Origin of the sequence: Vibrio galatheae, from assembly GCF_000967545.1 — a bacterium.
Lineage (GTDB): Bacteria > Pseudomonadota > Gammaproteobacteria > Enterobacterales > Vibrionaceae > Vibrio > Vibrio galatheae.
The window spans coordinates 95,716-113,598 of the sequence record NZ_JXXV01000006.1; the positions used below are offsets into that span (position 1 = coordinate 95,716).

15 protein-coding genes and 1 other annotated feature are annotated in these 17,883 nt (G+C 46.2%); of the genes, 6 read left to right on the plus strand and 9 right to left on the minus strand.

From position 1 onward, the window contains the following. Positions 1-8: 8 nt before the first annotated feature. The 5 genes from trpCF to trpL2 form a co-directional block, all read right to left on the minus strand. On the minus strand, positions 9-1,448 hold the full coding sequence (gene trpCF / locus TW81_RS02420) for a bifunctional indole-3-glycerol-phosphate synthase TrpC/phosphoribosylanthranilate isomerase TrpF (protein ID WP_045954132.1): 1,440 nt from the start codon (positions 1,446-1,448) through the stop codon (positions 9-11). A 13-nt stretch (positions 1,449-1,461) separates the two neighbouring features. After that, on the minus strand, positions 1,462-2,460 hold the full coding sequence (trpD, locus tag TW81_RS02425) for an anthranilate phosphoribosyltransferase (RefSeq protein ID WP_045954133.1): 999 nt from the start codon (positions 2,458-2,460) through the stop codon (positions 1,462-1,464). 14 nt (positions 2,461-2,474) lie between these two features. Next, entirely contained in the window at positions 2,475-3,062 is a 588-nt protein-coding gene (locus TW81_RS02430) for an aminodeoxychorismate/anthranilate synthase component II (protein ID WP_045954134.1), read from the minus strand. A 6-nt stretch (positions 3,063-3,068) separates the two neighbouring features. Then, positions 3,069-4,631 (minus strand): anthranilate synthase component 1, encoded by a 1,563-nt coding sequence (locus TW81_RS02435; RefSeq protein ID WP_045954135.1) that lies wholly within the window; start codon positions 4,629-4,631, stop codon positions 3,069-3,071. A gap of 130 nt (positions 4,632-4,761) precedes the next feature. Beyond that, positions 4,762-4,864: a sequence feature (Trp leader region), on the minus strand. Further along, positions 4,811-4,936 (minus strand): tryptophan operon leader peptide, encoded by a 126-nt coding sequence (gene trpL2 / locus TW81_RS02440; RefSeq protein WP_045954136.1) that lies wholly within the window; start codon positions 4,934-4,936, stop codon positions 4,811-4,813. Its footprint overlaps the feature before it by 54 nt. A gap of 82 nt (positions 4,937-5,018) precedes the next feature. On the opposite strand from trpL2, the gene rnm reads away from it, so the two are divergent. From rnm to TW81_RS02460, 4 genes are all read left to right on the plus strand, one after another. Beyond that, complete coding sequence (gene rnm, locus TW81_RS02445; RefSeq protein WP_045954137.1) at positions 5,019-5,882, plus strand: RNase RNM; 864 nt, start codon at positions 5,019-5,021, stop codon at positions 5,880-5,882. 38 nt (positions 5,883-5,920) lie between these two features. Continuing rightward, positions 5,921-6,541 carry an L-threonylcarbamoyladenylate synthase gene (locus TW81_RS02450; RefSeq protein ID WP_045954138.1) on the plus strand — a complete coding sequence of 207 codons (621 nt, stop codon included), beginning with the start codon at positions 5,921-5,923 and terminating at the stop codon, positions 6,539-6,541. Between the two features lie 106 nt (positions 6,542-6,647). Further along, entirely contained in the window at positions 6,648-7,586 is a 939-nt protein-coding gene (gene rluB, locus TW81_RS02455; RefSeq protein WP_045954139.1) for a 23S rRNA pseudouridine(2605) synthase RluB, read from the plus strand. A 233-nt stretch (positions 7,587-7,819) separates the two neighbouring features. After that, complete coding sequence (locus TW81_RS02460) at positions 7,820-10,099, plus strand: bifunctional diguanylate cyclase/phosphodiesterase (protein ID WP_045954140.1); 2,280 nt, start codon at positions 7,820-7,822, stop codon at positions 10,097-10,099. A gap of 30 nt (positions 10,100-10,129) precedes the next feature. Here the strand turns inward: TW81_RS02460 and cydC are convergent, their stop codons facing one another. From cydC to trxB, 3 genes are all read right to left on the minus strand, one after another. Continuing rightward, positions 10,130-11,851 carry a heme ABC transporter ATP-binding protein/permease CydC gene (gene cydC / locus TW81_RS02465; protein WP_045954141.1) on the minus strand — a complete coding sequence of 574 codons (1,722 nt, stop codon included), beginning with the start codon at positions 11,849-11,851 and terminating at the stop codon, positions 10,130-10,132. Then, positions 11,844-13,631: a heme ABC transporter permease/ATP-binding protein CydD gene (cydD, locus tag TW81_RS02470; RefSeq protein ID WP_045954142.1), complete on the minus strand. Its 1,788-nt coding sequence runs from the start codon at positions 13,629-13,631 to the stop codon at positions 11,844-11,846. Before cydD ends, cydC begins: the two co-directional genes overlap by 8 nt. Positions 13,632-13,744: 113 nt before the next feature. Further along, positions 13,745-14,707 (minus strand): thioredoxin-disulfide reductase, encoded by a 963-nt coding sequence (gene trxB, locus TW81_RS02475; protein ID WP_045954143.1) that lies wholly within the window; start codon positions 14,705-14,707, stop codon positions 13,745-13,747. A 395-nt stretch (positions 14,708-15,102) separates the two neighbouring features. Between trxB and TW81_RS02480 the strand changes: the two genes are divergently transcribed. Both TW81_RS02480 and TW81_RS02485 read left to right on the plus strand, forming a co-directional pair. Continuing rightward, complete coding sequence (locus tag TW81_RS02480) at positions 15,103-15,759, plus strand: 2OG-Fe dioxygenase family protein (protein WP_045954144.1); 657 nt, start codon at positions 15,103-15,105, stop codon at positions 15,757-15,759. After that, a complete protein-coding gene (locus TW81_RS02485) occupies positions 15,743-16,975 on the plus strand; it encodes a cysteine desulfurase-like protein (protein ID WP_045954145.1) in 1,233 nt (410 codons plus the stop codon). The genes TW81_RS02480 and TW81_RS02485 overlap by 17 nt, the downstream gene beginning before the upstream one ends. 59 nt (positions 16,976-17,034) lie before the next feature. On the opposite strand, the gene TW81_RS02490 is transcribed toward TW81_RS02485, so the two are convergent. Then, positions 17,035-17,862, minus strand: coding sequence for a DUF2797 domain-containing protein (locus TW81_RS02490; protein WP_045954146.1), 828 nt, complete (start codon positions 17,860-17,862; stop codon positions 17,035-17,037). Positions 17,863-17,883 lie beyond the last annotated feature (21 nt).

Here is a 17,883-nt window from a genome sequence, read left to right on the forward strand (position 1 = left end):
TGAAATACTTAATAATTTCTGATTGCGGCAAAAGCTTGCTCTAGCTTTTGTCCATCTTTCTTCCCCGGGGAGTGCTCGACGCCCGAGTTGAGGTCTAATCCTAAGCAGCCCTGAGCTGCGGCTTTTTGCGCGTTGTAGGGGGTAATGCCCCCTGCCAGCATCACTTTTGATGGGTCAGCTATTAACGACCAATCAAACACTAAGCCTGTGCCACCAACTTGAGAGCCAACTTTGGTATCGAGTAAATGACGGTCAATATTGTTTTCAATCAGTGATGGTACATGTTCACTCACGCCGTACGCTTTCCAGATTTCGACATCGGCTGGCAATTGTGCCTTTAGTGAGTCGACAAACGGTTGATCCTCGTTGCCGTGCAGTTGAACGGCAGACAGACCAAGTTCACTGACGGTAGCCGTAATTTGCTCTAAGGTTTGGTTTTGGAACACACCCACATATTTAAGCGGTGCGCCGCTCATGGTCAGTCGAGCTTCTTCTGCTGACACAAAGCGTGGCGACTGCTCAACAAAGATCAATCCACCAAACACCGCTCCAGCTTGATAGGCTTTCGCAGCATCTTCTGCTTGGGTCAAGCCGCACACTTTGTTCTCGCCCAAGGTCACTTTGCGCACTGCGAGTTCTAAATTTTTTTCTGCCATCAGCGAGCTACCAATCAGAAACCCGTCGGCAAATTCCGCTAGATCTCTCACTTGCTGGTGGGTATAGATACCAGATTCCGAGATAATCGTTGCGTCTGGGGCAAGCTGACGAATGGTTGGGGCCAGCTGTTTGGTGCGGTTTAAGTCTGTACTTAGGTCTCGCAGGTTGCGGTTATTGATACCAATAACGCGCGCGCCCAGTTTAACCGCACGATGAAGCTCTTCTTCATTGCTGACTTCGGTCAGAATACCCATGTTCAGGCTGTGTGCCGCTTGTTCTAATACTTTGTACTCTTCATCATTTAGCACTGACAGCATCAAAAGTATCGCATCTGCACTGTAGTGACGCGCAAGGTAAACTTGATAAGCATCGACCATAAAATCTTTGCACAATACTGGCTGTTTGACTTGATTACGCACCTGAGGCAGAAAATCAAAATTACCTTGGAAGTATTTCTCGTCGGTCAGGACGGAAATAGCATCCGCATGATTGTTGTAGACTGATGCGATGTAATCCAAGTCAAAGTGGTCACGGATCAGCCCTTTCGATGGGGAAGCCTTTTTACACTCGGTGATGAATACGGTTTTGTCACCACTCAGTGCATCATAAAAGCTGCGATCAGATGGCATCAGTTCCGACTGAAATGTGCTTAACGGTTGTGATGCTTTACGCTCATCAACCCATTGATATTTATCACGAACGATCTTTGCCAGTACTTCGGCCATTTGGGCTTCTTGCTTAGAAACGTGTTCAGACAGGTTGTCTGCTTGCTGACTGTTGAGGTCTGTCATCTTGATTTATTCCTTAAGCGTGCTGAGCAAGTTGTTGTACCAACTGGTACGCTTTGCCCGAATTCATCGCATCAATAGCTTGCTGTGTGTTGGCTTTGAGATCTTCATGGCCAAACAATCGCATCAGCAGAGCAACATTGACCGCAACTGCGCCTAATTGTGCATCGCTGCCTTTGCCAGTAAGAATGTCGGTGATGATTGCTTTGTTCTCTTGCGGGTCGCCACCTTTGATTGCTTCAAGCGGATGGGTTTCAAGACCGAAATCTTCTGGAGTCAGCGTGTATTCGCTGATCTGGCCATCTTTAATTTCCGCTACCGTGGTTGCACCATGAATCGCGACTTCGTCCAAGCCACTACCGTGAACAACTGCGGCGCGTTTCATGCCCATTTGTAGCATGGTTTCTGCAATTGGGCGAACCAGTTCTTCGCTGTAGACACCCATCAGTTCAATGTTCGGACGCGCAGGGTTAATCAATGGCCCGAGAATGTTGAAAATGGTGCGGGTTTTCATTGTCTGACGAACAGGCATCGCATGACGAACACCAGTGTGGTATTGAGGGGCAAATAAGAAGGCGACGCCAATATCATCCACTGCTTTACGCGTATCTTCCGCGCTCATTGCTAGATTGATGCCGAATGAGTCGAGCAGATCAGAAGAACCTGATTTACTTGATACACTGCGGTTGCCATGCTTGGCGACTTTGAGTCCACAAGCGGCTGCAACAAATGCTGCTGTGGTTGAAATGTTGATGGTGTTGTGACCGTCACCACCTGTGCCAACAATGTCGGCGAAATCGTAGTCAGGACGCGGGAATGGATTGGCGTTCGCCAGCAGTGCTTTGGCTGCACCTGCAATCTCGTCAGGTGTTTCGCCCTTAATTTTTAAGGCAGTTAACGCTGACGCCATCAAAATGGGATCTAACTCGCCTCGAATAATTATATCGAAAAGTTGCTGGCTTTCTTGTTGGCTGAGTGACTCTTGTGCGTAAAGCTTATTAATAATTTGTTCCATGACCTTGTCCCTTATTAGTCGTTGTTCTCTACAGCCCACTCAATAGCATTGGCGAGTAATGTTGCACCGTAAGTCGTCATAATCGATTCAGGATGGAATTGAAAACCACACACTTTGTCTTGTTCTTGCACCACGGACATAACTAATCCATCGACTTCAGCAGTGACTGTCAATGACGAAGGCACCTGAGTTGCCACCAATGAGTGATAGCGAGCTATTGCCAGCGGAGAGGGGAGATTGGCATAGATTGCGTGGTTCTGATGTTCCATCATCGAAACTTTACCATGAATAATTTCCCCTGCACCTGCCACGGTGCCGCCATAGGCTTCAACAATGGCTTGATGACCAAGACAAATACCGATCATTGGTACCTTGCTTTTTAGGCGTTGAATGATCTCTGGCATCGAACCCGCTTCTGATGGTGCACCTGGTCCAGGAGAAAGCAGCACGACTGGGTTAGTGAGCTCAGCGACCGTCGATTCAATCATCTTTGCGTCAATGTTGTTACGGTAGATGGTGACCTGATGGCCGAGTGAACGAAATTGGTCAACAAGGTTGTAGGTAAATGAATCAAAGTTATCGATAAATATGATATTAGCCATCTCGTGCTACTCCTTATGTGCCGCTTGAATAGCAGAGATTACGGCTTGAGCTTTACCGCGCGTTTCGTCCGCTTCTGCTTGAGGATCCGAATCGAACACAACACCCGCACCAGCTTGGACTTGTGCAACTCCGTTTTCAACATACGCTGAACGAATGACAATACAGGTATCGAGCGTACCTTCACCAGTTAGATAACCGACCGCACCGCCATAGCTGCCACGACGGGCTCCTTCAACATCTCGAATTAATTGCATTGCGCGAATCTTAGGCGCACCAGTTAACGTACCCATATTCATACAGGCTTGGTAAGCGTGCAGTGCATCGAGGTCTTCGCGCAACTGTCCGACAACGCGAGAGACGAGGTGCATGACATGACTATAGCGATCCACTTTTAATAAATCTGCAACGTGACGGGTACCAGCTTGTGAAATACGCGCAACATCGTTGCGCGCCAGGTCGACCAGCATCATGTGCTCAGCGTTCTCTTTTTTATCGGTACGCAGTTCAAGTTCGATACGGCTATCCAGATCAAAATCAATTTCTCCACTTGGGCGTTTACCGCGTCGGCGAGTCCCTGCGATTGGGTAGATTTCCACTTGATTGGTTTGTGTTTCATACTTAAGGGCACTTTCTGGCGAGGCGCCAAACAACGTAAACAGCTCATCTTGCATGTAGAACATGTAAGGGCTTGGGTTGCTCTGTTTCAGTTCTTTGTATGCCGCCAGCGGCGAAGGGCATGGTAGTGTAAAGCGACGCGAAGGCACCACTTGGAACACATCACCTTTTACGACATATTGCTTCAGGTCGCGCACGATCTGACAGAAGTCATCATCCGATACGCTAGGTTGTACTGTAAGATCGGCTACTTTTGTTGCACTCGGTAATGGTTTTGGCGCCGCGCACTGCGAGCTGATTTCCGCAATGCGATGGTTGAGTACGGTTTTTTCGCTGTCGTCGCCAAACAACGTCGCTTGTAACTGACACGATTCTGTCTGATGGTCAACAACCAGTAGGGTTTCAGCTACGTAGAATACGTAATCTGGGCACTGGTTAGTGGCCTTTGCATCACCAAGCGGTTCGAAATTGGCGACTAAGTCGTAAGCGAACAAACCACCTAAGAAAACCGCGTGTTTATCTTGCCCTGAGATATCAAAGCTGTGTTGCACCAAACGCAAGGCATCAAAAGATGAGGCTTCACGTAGGCGAGAATCTTCATCCAATGTTTCGCAAGGCGCAGGGTAGTCAAGCACCAATTCACTTCCATCAAAGGAATGGCGAATGTTTGGATGGACATTGTTTGTCAGATGAGTCAGCAAGTTTTTACCGTTATCGGTCAGCGCGGTCATTGTCACTGTGTGACCAAAGCAGATGATACGCACAGCTGAATCGACAATCAGTAGACTCTGAAGGTCTTGCTTAGAATCAATTTCTGCAGATTCCAGTAGCAGGCTATCGGTTTTGTTTTCGCACAACGTATGGAACAGTTGTGTTGGATCCTGCGCATAAGGGGCTTGAGTTCGAATTAACTCGACCTTGCCTAGTTTTTTTATTTCAATGGCCTTGTTCACAAGACCTCCTATTATCTCTGAAATTTTTACTTGCTGCTGTACATAGTCGCATAAAGAAAACGGTCACCCAATCTGGTTTTGGTTAAATTTGACCATTGTTTAAGCACTTAAGTGTGAGGCAGATTACAAAACAAAAAAGCCCGCTTTAGTAGCGGGCTTGGAAACATGATTTCTATAAATTAAAAGTACACGTTAGCCCACCAAGAACTTGTCCAAGTGCGCCACCAAGCAAGATCAGCTGAACGATAATTGCTATCGCCGCCAACAACTTTTGCTTTATGGTTTTGGTTAATGTCTTGTAACATAGTGAGCCTTAAGTCAGGTACTGCATATTTGTGTACTAGTTAACTAGTGCAGAGGTAAAAAGTCAACTAAAAAAATGAAATTATGAGAATTGATCTACATAGTCACACTACAGCTTCAGATGGAAGGCTCGAGACAAACGAACTAATTGATAGGGCGCTTGGCTTTCAACTTGATGTTTTGGCTATAACAGACCACGACACAGTTGACGCTCTAGACGATGCGCATCGATATATTGCCGAAAACGAACTGCCACTCAAGTTAATTAATGGCATTGAAATTTCGACCGTATGGCAAAACAAAGACATTCATATTGTCGGTTTGAACATTAACCCACAATCTGACGAGTTGGTGGCTTTGATTCACAAGCAGCAGCAACATCGTGAAGTGAGAGCGGAGTTAATTGCCAGCCGACTTGAAAAAGCGACCCGTGAAGGGGTGTTGGACGAAGTTAAGTTAATTGCAGGAGACGCACCTATCACGCGAGCTCACTTTGCCAAGTGGTTGGTTGATAACCAATACGCCAAAACAATGCAGCAAGTATTTAAAAAGTACCTCACTCGCAACAATCCGGGTTATGTGCCACCAAATTGGTGTTCGATGCAAGAAGCCGTCGAGGCAATACACGCTGCAGGAGGAAAAGCCGTGTTGGCTCATCCAGCGCGTTATGACTTGACGACAAAGTGGCTAAAGCGTTTGATCGCAGCATTTGTTGAAGCGGGTGGCGATGCGATGGAAGTGGCTCAGCCGCAGCAAGGTCAACAAGAAAGACGCAACTTGGCCGATTATGCTATACAATACAATCTATTAGCCTCTCAAGGCAGCGACTTTCATTATCCCTCTCCGTGGATGGAGCTAGGGCGGAATTTATGGCTTCCAGCGGGTGTTGAGCCAGTATGGAAGGCTTGGGGTTTAGAGTCACCTATCATTGATTCAAGCCCACAATAACTATATAGAGTCGAGAGACTCAATAATGAGGAATTACAATGAGCCAGTTTTTTTACGTTCACCCAGAAAACCCACAGGCTCGCTTGATCAATCAGGCTGTAGCAATCATTCGAAACGGTGGGGTCGTCGTTTACCCAACGGATTCAGGCTATGCGCTCGGTTGTCAGCTTGAAAATAAACAGGCATTAGAACGTATCTGTCAGATTCGACGTTTAGATGACAAACACAATTTTACTTTGCTGTGTCGCGATCTTTCTGAACTCTCGCTATATGCACGAGTCGATAACACGGCGTTTCGTTTGTTGAAGAACAATACACCTGGACCATACACCTTTATCTTCAAAGGGACTAAAGAAGTCCCTCGTCGCCTGATGAATGCAAAGCGTAAAACGATAGGTATTCGTGTCCCAGATAACCGTATTGCACTGGATTTGTTGGAAGCGATGGGCGAACCTTTGATGTCTACATCGCTGATTCTACCTGGCAAAGATACGACGGAAGCGGATCCTGAAGACATCCGCGATATGTTAGAACATGCCGTCGATTGTATCTTGAACGGTGGCTACCTTGGAGAGCAGCCAACCACAGTCGTCGACTTCAGTGACGATGAGCCAGTGATCGCTCGTCTTGGTTCTGGTGATCCTACGCCATTCGAATAGTCAAAAGTGCGTGATTTTCCCCACACTTTTTGCGATAATGTGCGGCCGCGATTTTGGGTCGCACTTGTTTATTCGACGTCTGAGAAGACGACACATAGGTAGATAAATGAACGAAAAACTACAGAAAGTATTGGCTAGAGCTGGTCACGGTTCTCGACGCGAACTAGAAGCTTTGATTAAAGCGGGTCGTGTGAGCGTGAACGGTATCGTTGCTAAGCTTGGCGAACGACTTGAAGATGAAAATGCAGTTGTGCGTATCGATGGTCATGTTGTTTCTGCTAAAGCGCAGGAAGAAGTGATCTGTCGTGTACTTGCGTACTACAAGCCAGAAGGTGAACTGTGTACTCGTCATGATCCAGAAGGTCGCCGTACTGTATTTGATCGTCTACCAAAAATCCGTGGTTCTCGCTGGATTTCAGTTGGTCGTCTTGATGCGAACACTTCGGGTCTGTTGTTATTCACTACAGATGGTGAGCTTGCAAACCGTTTGATGCACCCAAGTCGCCAAGTTGAGCGTGAATACTTAGTCCGTGTTTTTGGTGAAGTGACTGAACAAAAAGTGAAAAACTTGGTTCGTGGCGTTGAACTTGAAGATGGTATGGCTCGCTTTGAAGACGTTGTCTACGCAGGCGGTGATGGTATGAACCACACTTTCTACGTAGCGATCAACGAAGGTCGTAACCGTGAAGTTCGTCGCCTTTGGGAGTCACAAGACACCACAGTTAGCCGCCTGAAACGTGTTCGCTACGGTGACATCTACCTAGACAAGAAACTCCCTCGTGGGGGCTGGATGGAACTGGACCTTAAAGAGGTAAACTACCTACGTGAGCTGGTTGAGCTTCGTCCAGAGAAAGAGACGCTGCTTGATGAAAACAAAGCCAACTCATCTCGTAAGCGCGAGCGTTCGCGCAGCCAGAAGATTCGTCGTGCTGTTAAGCGCCATGAAGAGCGAGTGAGCAGTGGTAGTGGACGCAGTAACAACCCTTCTCGTCGCAAACCTAAAAAGGGTGCGGGGCAGCCAAACGCTCGCAACAAACAGCGCTAGAACCAAATAATCATATAAAAAAGCAGTATCATATCGATGCTGCTTTTTTGTATCTAACGATTTAGGCCCAGTGCTAAAAGCAAAATCAAGATCAAAATAGTTTTTCTCTCACGAATTGCTTGAGGAACTGACATCCACGAAGTAACCTAGAACTCAGCATAGGCAGGACGTTTTTTTGCACTACTCTTTAAAGAGTGCAAACATGTTGTATCGGTACCACGGATTTGGACTAAATGGCATTTATTAAGAAGAATATTTGGTTAGCCTTCTATTTTATCCTTTTATTTTGGACAGTTATCACCGTCGGTGCTGTACATCTGTCATATCAAGAAACCTATCGTGAGTTTGGTCAAACACAGGCCAACTTAACCAGCTTAACGGCGCGAGCGTTTGATTCTTCTCTAACCCAGTTTAAAACCATTTTGGATATTGTCGGCGCAGACCTCACACGCTTCGATATTTATGCCGATAAAAATCATACCTACAAGATCCTTGAATCCACGGTCAAACTCGACAGTACAATCTTGGTCGTTGCGCTTTATAAGCCAGATGGAACACCGATCATTGTTGCTCCACATTTGGGTGACAAAGGTCATTACAATCAGATCAATCGCCCTGAAACTCGCGATACCTTCCAAGAGACAGTGCAAAGTGTCGAAGCTGTCGTTGGTCGAACATATTACAACGAGGCCGTAGGGGAACTGGTTATTCCGTTTCGAAAAATGATCAGGGATGAGAACGGTGAACCGCTTTTTGTTCTCTCAATCTCTGTTTCGCTTAAACACGGCTTTCACTATTTTCGTACTGACAGTGAAAGCTATGACGCTCAAGAATATGACCTCTATCTCTACCGCGAACAGGATAGATATTTCCAAATTGCCCCGCGCGAAAAAATATACGATGCGAAAGCTTACCGTTACCAGATACGCCAAAGTGACGTTGACTTGAGTGTAGCGAGGCTGCAACGTCAAACAGGTTTGACTTACCAAGAGATAAAAACCGCCGGTAATGTGGTGGTGAATGAATTGGTTAACTCTGCTCGGCAGTCTATTTCAGCCGTCATGTACATTGATAAATATGGTCTTTGGGTCGCGACCGAGGTGAAAAATAGCGTCGTGTTTGCCAATTTTATCGCCAAATTACCTGTAATCATTGGTCTGTATCTGGTTGCGGTACTGGTGATGTTCATCCTGTTCAGCAGTATTGCGACCAGTGAAAAACGTAAGCAAGAAGAGTTGACCTATCAGGCTCATCACGACTATCTAACCGGAATTCAAAACCGCTTTAGTCTCGATCGCACCCTTGCACAGATATCGCACCGCTCTAGCTACAGCATGTTAAGCCTTAATGTAGACGGCTTTAAAGTGATTAACGACAACTTTGGTAGCCAGACAGGGGATTTCGTGCTGCGCCTTATTGCAGAGCGACTTAACCGATACGTCGGTGAGGAACATAAGTTATATCGTTCCAATGGTGATGAGTTTGTTGTGGTGACTGAGGTGACACAAGAAGCGCTATTGCAAGCTATAGCGCAGGGACTGCGTAACACCTTCAATGCTTTGTTTGTCTATCGAGAGCTTGAACTTGAACTAACATGCAGCGTCAGTATTGCCATCAACAATAGTGGCGAATTTGATGGTGAAGCGATGAAACGCAATGTTGACCTAGCCATGTCACATGCGAAACAGTCCCGCAGTAGCATTGCTTTCTATCATCCAGTTTTCTTACAAGATTATCTAGAGCGCAGTAAAATTGAGCTCGCCCTTAAGGGAGCGATTGAGCGTAACGAATTGTCTATGGTTTATCAGCCACAGGTGAGCGCTCGAAGACAACTCAAAGGTGTTGAAGCACTATTGCGCTGGAATCACCCTGAGCTTGGTTTCGTCCCACCGAATAAATTTATCGCGGTGGCAGAAAATTGTGGTTACATGCCGCTGTTAGGTGACTTCATTCTCGAACGCTCGCTTGCAGATATGAGCCAGTTGATGAAGCAAACTGGTGTACAAATTGACGTCGCGATTAATGTTTCCGTTAAGCAGTTACAAGACTACGACTTTGTCGAGACTGTCAAACAATTGCTGCAGAAGTATCAGTTTGATCCAAAACGTCTGATTCTTGAAGTGACAGAGAGTGTATTTGCTGAAGACGTTGACCAACTTAAGAGCTTATTGAGTGCGTTTAAAGAACAGTCGATACGCATTTCTTTGGATGATTTTGGTACCGGTTACTCATCGTTGAGCCTACTTAAACATCTGCCTATTTGTGAGGTGAAAATCGACAAAAGCTTTGTCTCGGATATGCTGAGCAATGATAAGTCTTACTCTATGTTGGCTGGTGTGCTCGATATGGCGCAGCGTTTGGGAATGGAAACCGTAGCCGAAGGTGTAGAGTCAGCAGAAGAGGCAGTCGTGCTGCGTCAATTGGGCTGTGATGTGTTTCAAGGCTATTATTTCGCTAAGCCAATGCCACTTGGGGCTCTGGAAGAGTACATCGCCCATGAACAGGCGATATAGTTGGCCGACATTGTCGACCAACTCTTGCGGTTAAAGGGTCTGATTCAACTGATAATAACGACCTTGCTTCTCAATCAGTGCGTGGTGGCTACCATGTTCAACGATCTCACCTTGCTCAATCAAACACACTGAGTCCATCTTATCCAAATTGACTAGGCGGTGCGTGATAAACACGACGGTCTTATTGATAAAGTGCTGTTCAAATAGCTGCATTATCTGCTGCTCGGTCTGTTTATCTAATCCTTCGGTTGGTTCGTCAAGAAGCAGGATCGGGGCATTGTGCAATAGGGCACGAGCGATACCAATACGGCGCTTCTCGCCTCCAGATAACTGACGACCACCATCACCTAGCCAAGTGTCTAAACCAGTATCTTCAAGTAATTTTCCAAGCCCAACCTGATGCAGCACCTCAGTGAGCTCATTATCTAGAGCTGCTGGTTTGGCCATGATTAAGTTGTCACGCAGTGCGCCGTTGAGAATGTCGACACGCTGGCTGACAACACTAATGGCTTGGCGAAGTTGACTCTCGCTCCATTCTTGAATTGGTTTACCAGCAATTTCAATACAACCGGTTTGCACATCCCAGTAGCGATTGAGTAGCTGAAGCAAGGTCGATTTGCCTGAACCCGTCTGACCGACGATTGCGATACGATGATTGGCCGGAATATCGAGGTTAATCTCTCTCACTACCGTATTGCTGGAATCGGGGTAGTGGAAAGCAACGTTTTTATATTGAATCGAAAATGCTTGCTGATGTTCGGTGTCGTGCTCTGGAAAGCAGACATCTGGTTCAGAAAGGATGATGTCATTTAATCGACGAGCTGAAGTTAGTGTTTGTCCTAAGTGCTGGAACGCACCGGCAATAGGCATAAGTAGCTCAACACTGGCCATTGTCGCAAAAGCAACCAGAGCAATCATAGGATCGGGTGTGTTACCGCCAACGCCGTCAGCCGCCAACCAGAGCATTAATACGATAGTCCAACCGTTTGCTAACAGCAGTAGTGCTTGCGCTAAGCCAGAAAAATGCGCATTAAAGAACTGGTTCTTCAGCAGTTTTTCCTGCGTGGTTAAAATCGCGTTACGATAACGTTCTTCAGCGCCAAACAGCGTGAGTTCACTGTAACCCTGAAGCCAATCGAGAGTGGCGATACGCAAGTTGGCTTTGTTATGGGTTAACTCCGAACCATTACGTTTACCGAGTTTGTAGAACAACACTGGCCAAGTTAGCAGCAAAGCGAACAAAATCGCACCGAGCGTTAAGCCAAGCTGTGAGTCAAACCAACTCACTAACGCGGTTAAGCTCAAAATACCTAAAGTGCCGACGATCATCGGGCTGACTAATCTAAGATAGACGTGATCCATCGCGTCGATGTCTGCCACGAGGCGGTTTAATAAATCGGCATCACGTAGGTTAGATACCCGCCCCGGAATGAGGGGTGCGAGTTTAGAAAAGAAGAAGATACGCAAATCGGTTAGGAGCTTAAATGTCGCGTTGTGGCTGACAACACGCTCACCCCAACGACCAGCCGTTCTGCCCATGGCAAAACCGCGCACAAAAGCCCCGGGCAACATATAGTTGAACGTTTCACGTGCAATGGTTAGGCCTGCCACTGCCGCAGCCGATAAAAACCAACCGGAAAGCGTAAGAAGGCCAATAGACGCGGCAAGCGTCAAAAAGGCGAGTAGCATGCCAAGAGAAAGACCAAACCAATGCTTTTTATACAGTTTTAAGTAGGGAAGTAATTCACGCATCTAGGTTCCCCTTATTTGATTGGTTGAGCGCTTGGTTGGCTGTCAGCATATCTTTGAACAGACCTTTTTGATTTGCCAGTGTGTCAAACGAGCCAGCTTGGACAAGCTGACCCTCTTTCATCACTAAGATCTGTCCTACATTTTTCAATGGGCTTAGTTGATGGGTCACCATTAGCGCCGTTTTTCCAGCGATTTGCTTTTCTAAGCCTTGCATGACCAAGCGTTCGCTGCGTGCATCTAAGCTCGCGGTTGGTTCGTCGAGCAACCAGAAGTGCCCGTTTTGCACCATTGCACGTGCCAAGGCTAAGCGCTGAGCTTGGCCTACCGACAAACCACCGGAGCGGTCAGATATCGCATAGTCAAGCCCATGCCTGTCAACAAATTCTGCTGAAAATGACTGCTCTAACGCGCGGTTTATAGCATCGTCACTGACATGAGATTTGCCAAGGGTGATGTTGTCGCGGATTGAACCGTGCAGCAGTAGTGGGTTTTGACCTACCCAACTGATGTTCTCACGCCAACTGGCCAAATCAAGTTCACTGCGTTCAATCCCATTAATGGTGAGCGAACCTGAATAAGGCAAGAAACCTAAGATGGCATTGATCAATGTTGTCTTACCCGCGCCACTTGGCCCAACTACCGCTGTAGTTTGCGCTGAGGAAAGTTCGAAACTGATCGGGCCTAACAGTTTTTTACCTTCAGGGGAGTAGACTTCTAGTGAGCTGGCCGCAATAGTGATTCCATTATCCGCACTAAGTTTAGTTGTGCCTGAACGCACAGAATCTACCTCTGTTTCGATAAATTCGACAATGCTTTCTGCAGCGCCCACCGCTTGTTGTTTGGCATGATAGAAGGTGCCCAGATCACGCAGTGGCTGATAAAATTCGGGAGCGAGTACGAGGATGAACAAGCCGGCAAATAACGTAACACCTGCACCGTAATCGCCAAAATTTAGCTCGCCGATAAAAGCGAAACCAAAGTAAACCGCGGTTAAAGCGATAGAGATAGAAGTAAAGAATTCCAACACCGCTGAGGACAGGAAAGCGATTTTCAGCACATCCATAGTTCGAGTTCTGAACACCTCAGATGCGCCTCTCATCACCTCAGTTTCAGCCGCGGTTCGGTCGAATAGTCGAATTGTTGTCATGGACTGAAGACGATCGTAAAAATGACCAGAAAGGCGTTGCAGCGCTTTGAAGTTTTTGCGGTTTGCTTCGGCGGCTTTCATTCCGACCAAGGCCATAAACAGGGGTACAAGCGGCGCAGTAATTAGGAAAATCAAACCTGCCGCCCAGTTAACTGGGAAAACCACGATCAAAATAACAAACGGCACTAACACAGACAGTGACATCTGGGGTAGGTAACGGGCAAAGAAATCGTGCATATCTTCGACCTGCTCAAGCAGCAGCGTTGCCCATGCACCAGCTGGCTTGCCTTTAATATAAGCAGGCCCTAATTCGCGGAGTTTATCTAAGATTCGCTGACGTATGTAGATGCGGATCTGTTCTCCACATCGATAACCTGCGATTTCACGTCCCCAAGAACATAATGCGCGCGCGCCGACCACGGCAACTAAGCCGAGAAAGTATGGGACTAATTCATATTTATCAACATGCTCGATAATGAGCTGATGCAAAATTGTTGCAAGCAGGGCGGCTTGAACTAATAGAAATACGCTTGAAAGAACGCCCAAACTGACAGCGATCATAAGCCAGCGCTTGGCGAGCTTACTTTGCTGCTTGAGCCACTGATTCAAGCTGCGTTGTTTCTTTTTATCCATCGTGAAGGCTTAATGAGAATTATTATAAAGGATTTCGAGCTGCGCATTATACAAAAGAAAGCCCCGCGGGCATACCGCAGGGCTTTAAGGTTTTGAGCTAAAAATGAAAAATATTATTTACTATCGGCAAGTGCATCCAGATACCGCTCAGCATCAAGTGCAGCCATACACCCGCTGCCCGCAGAGGTAATGGCTTGACGGTAGTTGTGGTCCATAACATCACCGGCGGCAAAAATGCCTGGAATGCTAGTTTGAGTGGCGTTACCTTCAAGGCCTGATTGGACAACGATATAGCCGTCTTTCATCTCAAGCTGACCTTCGAAGATGGCGGTATTTGGTTGGTGACCAATCGCAATAAAGGCGCCCATCACATCAATTTGCTCTACGTTATCTGATTGAGTGTCTTTAATGCGTACACCAGTCACACCCATATCGTCGCCAACGACTTCTTCTAAAGTACGGTCTGTGTGAAGCACAATGTTACCATTTTCAACTTTATCCATAAGACGCTTAACCAGAATTTTCTCAGCGCGGAAACTATCGCGGCGATGGATAAGATGTACTTCAGATGCAATGTTAGATAGATAAAGTGCCTCTTCAACAGCAGTGTTGCCACCACCAACAACTGCCACTTTTTGATTACGATAGAAGAAGCCGTCACAGGTTGCACACGCCGATACGCCACGACCTTTAAACGCTTCCTCGGACTCTAGGCCTAAGTACTTTGCTGATGCGCCCGTTGAGATAATCAAGGCATTACACGTGTATTCGCCGCTATCACCTTTTAGGCGAAATGGACGTTGGCTAAAGTCTACTTCATTAATGTGATCAAATAGGATTTCAGTTTCGAATCGCTCAGCATGCTCTTTCATGCGTTCCATCAAAGCAGGGCCGGTTAGACCTTCAGGATCACCTGGCCAGTTTTCGACTTCTGTTGTCGTGGTTAACTGCCCGCCTTGCTGCATACCGGTCACCAATACTGGGTTTAAGTTCGCACGTGCGGCATAAACCGCCGCTGTGTATCCAGCAGGGCCAGAACCAAGAATAAGAAGATTGCTGTGTTTTACGTCGCTCATTTGTGCTCCATCGCGTGACGCTTATCTAATTGATTCGATTGTATGGAATATATGGGGTTAATAAAAGGGTTCACAAGGGGAGAAAATGGAATAAATGGTAATTAAATAGAACACAAGTGTTCATTTTTTTGCATGAATTATTGATTTAAGTGTATGAACTTAAATGAAAAATAGCTGGTTACTAGTGAACTTATCTAGTTTTTGAACCTTTGGTGCTTGCCGATTGGTGTTATTGACCATTAATTTAATAAATATTGAAATATAACTCCTAAATTATGATTATGTTGGATTGAAATGCTGAAATTTATTGATCTTGCAACATAACTGCGTAAATAATATTTGTGAACAAGATGTTAATCAAATTATAGGTATGTATATTCATTAAGGAGATGATGATGTTACATCAGCGCGAAACCACCCTACAACTGACTAAGTTAAGTGACACAGCAATTTCACAACTTGCTCCATCTTTTATGCAGCTACCACATACGGAGCATGCGGATGGCAAGTACCGCTTAAGACGTTACTCAGTGGTAGCCTTGCAAGACGGTAAAGTGGTTGATTTGAACAAGAATGAGTTCATGCAAACCGATGATATCAATCGCTTTCAAGGTAACGTCGTTAGGCAGTTTGAGCCGATTGAACAGTCAATCATTAACAGTGATGGCATGCGCGAAATGTGTCAGCTCTTTGTTGACTCTAACCATCTGACTAACGGTCAAGAGATTGAAATTCATCAAATTCGAATCTCAGCGATTTACAACGAGACACAGGTTGCGCCTGAAGGCGTTCATCAGGATGGATTTGAACACATCGCCTTGATAGGTATGGGACGCCACAATATAGAAGGTGGTGACATCATGCTGTACAACAGTTTCAACGAAGCGCCATTTTTCCGTAAGGCTTTACAAAGTGGTGAAGTGGCGATGCTTGCAGACAACAAACTGTGGCATAACGCGACACCGATTCGCTCAGTGATTGAAGGCGAAGAGGGTTACATGGATGTATTTGTACTGACTGCAAAGGATAGCGTTAATGAGCTTCACTCCTAATTTAGCCAGAGCGCAGTTTAGCGCGCTGGGACAAACTCACAACAATCTCCCCGTGATGTTTTTAGATGGTCCGGGTGGCTCTCAGGTGCCAAGATCGGTACTTGAATCTATGCATGCTTATTTGGGTTTTTATAACTCAAATTTGGGCGGTCATTACTTTTCTAGTCGCCAAACAACGGATTTGATGCAACAGGCACGTGAATCTGCACAGGCACTGCTAAACGCAGAATCAAGTCGCAACATTGTGTTTGGTGCAAACATGACATCGCTGACATTCCAGCTTAGCCGGGCGATAAGCCGTGATTGGCAAGCGGGTGATGAGGTGATCGTGACTGCGTTAGATCACTATTCGAATGTGTCGAGCTGGCAACAAGCCGCTGAAGATAAAGGTGTAACGGTTCATCAGGCACAAGTTGATGAAGTGGACTGTGATTTAGATATTGACCATCTTTTGTCACTGATTAATGGCAAAACCAAACTGGTTGCACTCACTTACGCGTCCAACACCACAGGTTCGATTGTCGACGTCAAGCGAGTAATTGATGCTGCGCACAGAGTCGGTGCCCAAGTTTATGTAGATGCGGTTCACTATGCTCCGCACCACTTAATTGATGTACAAAAACTGGGCTGTGATTTCTTGGCATGTTCAGCGTATAAGTTCTTTGGCCCCCATGTCGGAATTGCTTACATCGCACCTAAATGGTTGCAAGCACTTAAACCTTACAAGGTTGAGCCAGCCACTAACGATGGACCGGGGCGTTTTGAAACGGGTACTCAAAGCTTCGAAGGCTTAGCAGGTGTTGTCGCGGCCGTAAAATACTTGTCCCAGTGGGGCAAAAGTAACGGTTCATTGCGACAGCGACTGGTCGATTCATTTAGTCAGTTTAACCAACACGAGTCCGCGCTGAACGAGCGGTTTTTGATGCGTCTATCAGAGCTGGATGGGGTGACCTTGTATGGAAAAACGCAAGCCAACAGCGAGTTGAGAACACCAACATTCGCCCTGACTTTTGACCATCATTCACCCGAGTTTGTCGCTAAAAAACTAGGTGAACGGAATATCTGTGTTTGGAACGGACACTTCTATGCATTAGGTTTGGTGCGTCAACTCGGACTAGAAGATACCGGTGGCGTTGTGAGAATCGGATTTATGCACTACAACACCTTAGAAGAGGTTGATATCCTGTTTGATGAGCTAAAGGCGATACTCAAATAACCACAAACAGCGTGACGACAAGACCTCCCATATGGAGGTCTTGCTTTATTCAACGGCTTTTATTCGGCGCTGACTTCCACTTCATAGGAGGTAAACTTACGAATATTGATCACACCAGTATCAAAAATCATATATTGCCCCTTAATGCCTTGCAGAACGCCGGCAACTTCAGGTTTTTTGTCAAAATTGTGGGAGGTTATCTTGGTTGGATGCTGCGTCACTGGATAGTGAATCGCGGTAATGCCTTCTTGGAGAACTTCAATAGCATCGTCGCCAAACTGTTGTCTTATCTCGCTAATTTTTTCCTCGACCAAAGGAAGAAGTTCGCTAAATCGTTCTTCTAGTGCCATTGGTTCACCGTCACCTTTTAGTAAGGTTCGCCAGTTGGTTTTGTCAGCAATATGTTTCGCGAGTTCGACTTCAATCAGTCCTGAAATATGACGTGTTTTTACCTTGAAAATAGGCAGTCCTTGTGTGGCTCCTTGATCTATCCAACGAGTTGGGATTTGGGTATGACGAGTAATCCCAACTTTGAGGCTAGACGTGTTCGAAAGGTAAACATAGTGATCGACCATACAGTTCTCTTCACCCCACTGCGGCTCACGACAAGTACCTTGATCGTAGTGGCAAGTCTCTGGCTTCATAATACACATGTCGCAACTTGCGAGCTTTTTCATGCACACAAAGCAGTGCCCTTGAGAATAGCTTTTCTTGGTTTTTTTGCCGCAAGAACAACAATAAATGTTGCCTGTGTGAGTTAGGGTAAGACTTTTACCGATAAAAGGTGCCAGATCGACGAGCTCGTCGCCAACAGGCAGGCGGTAGTGAACGGTATTTTCGAGAGAGGCACGCATTTTTCTCAACGTACCTTTAGCTAATAAAGACATGACAGTGCTCTTTTTTCAACG

Coding starts and splice junctions, on each gene's coding strand:
- trpD (WP_045954133.1), bottom strand. CDS start 2,460: ATGGAACAAATTATTAATAAGCTTTACGCACAAGAGTCACTCAGCCAA.
- trpCF (WP_045954132.1), bottom strand. CDS start 1,448: ATGACAGACCTCAACAGTCAGCAAGCAGACAACCTGTCTGAACACGTT.
- cydC (WP_045954141.1), bottom strand. CDS start 11,851: ATGCGTGAATTACTTCCCTACTTAAAACTGTATAAAAAGCATTGGTTT.
- TW81_RS02480 (WP_045954144.1), top strand. CDS start 15,103: ATGTTACATCAGCGCGAAACCACCCTACAACTGACTAAGTTAAGTGAC.
- TW81_RS02430 (WP_045954134.1), bottom strand. CDS start 3,062: ATGGCTAATATCATATTTATCGATAACTTTGATTCATTTACCTACAAC.
- TW81_RS02485 (WP_045954145.1), top strand. CDS start 15,743: ATGAGCTTCACTCCTAATTTAGCCAGAGCGCAGTTTAGCGCGCTGGGA.
- rluB (WP_045954139.1), top strand. CDS start 6,648: ATGAACGAAAAACTACAGAAAGTATTGGCTAGAGCTGGTCACGGTTCT.
- TW81_RS02450 (WP_045954138.1), top strand. CDS start 5,921: ATGAGCCAGTTTTTTTACGTTCACCCAGAAAACCCACAGGCTCGCTTG.
- TW81_RS02460 (WP_045954140.1), top strand. CDS start 7,820: ATGGCATTTATTAAGAAGAATATTTGGTTAGCCTTCTATTTTATCCTT.
- TW81_RS02490 (WP_045954146.1), bottom strand. CDS start 17,862: ATGTCTTTATTAGCTAAAGGTACGTTGAGAAAAATGCGTGCCTCTCTC.
- trpL2 (WP_045954136.1), bottom strand. CDS start 4,936: ATGTTACAAGACATTAACCAAAACCATAAAGCAAAAGTTGTTGGCGGC.
- trxB (WP_045954143.1), bottom strand. CDS start 14,707: ATGAGCGACGTAAAACACAGCAATCTTCTTATTCTTGGTTCTGGCCCT.
- cydD (WP_045954142.1), bottom strand. CDS start 13,631: ATGGATAAAAAGAAACAACGCAGCTTGAATCAGTGGCTCAAGCAGCAA.
- rnm (WP_045954137.1), top strand. CDS start 5,019: ATGAGAATTGATCTACATAGTCACACTACAGCTTCAGATGGAAGGCTC.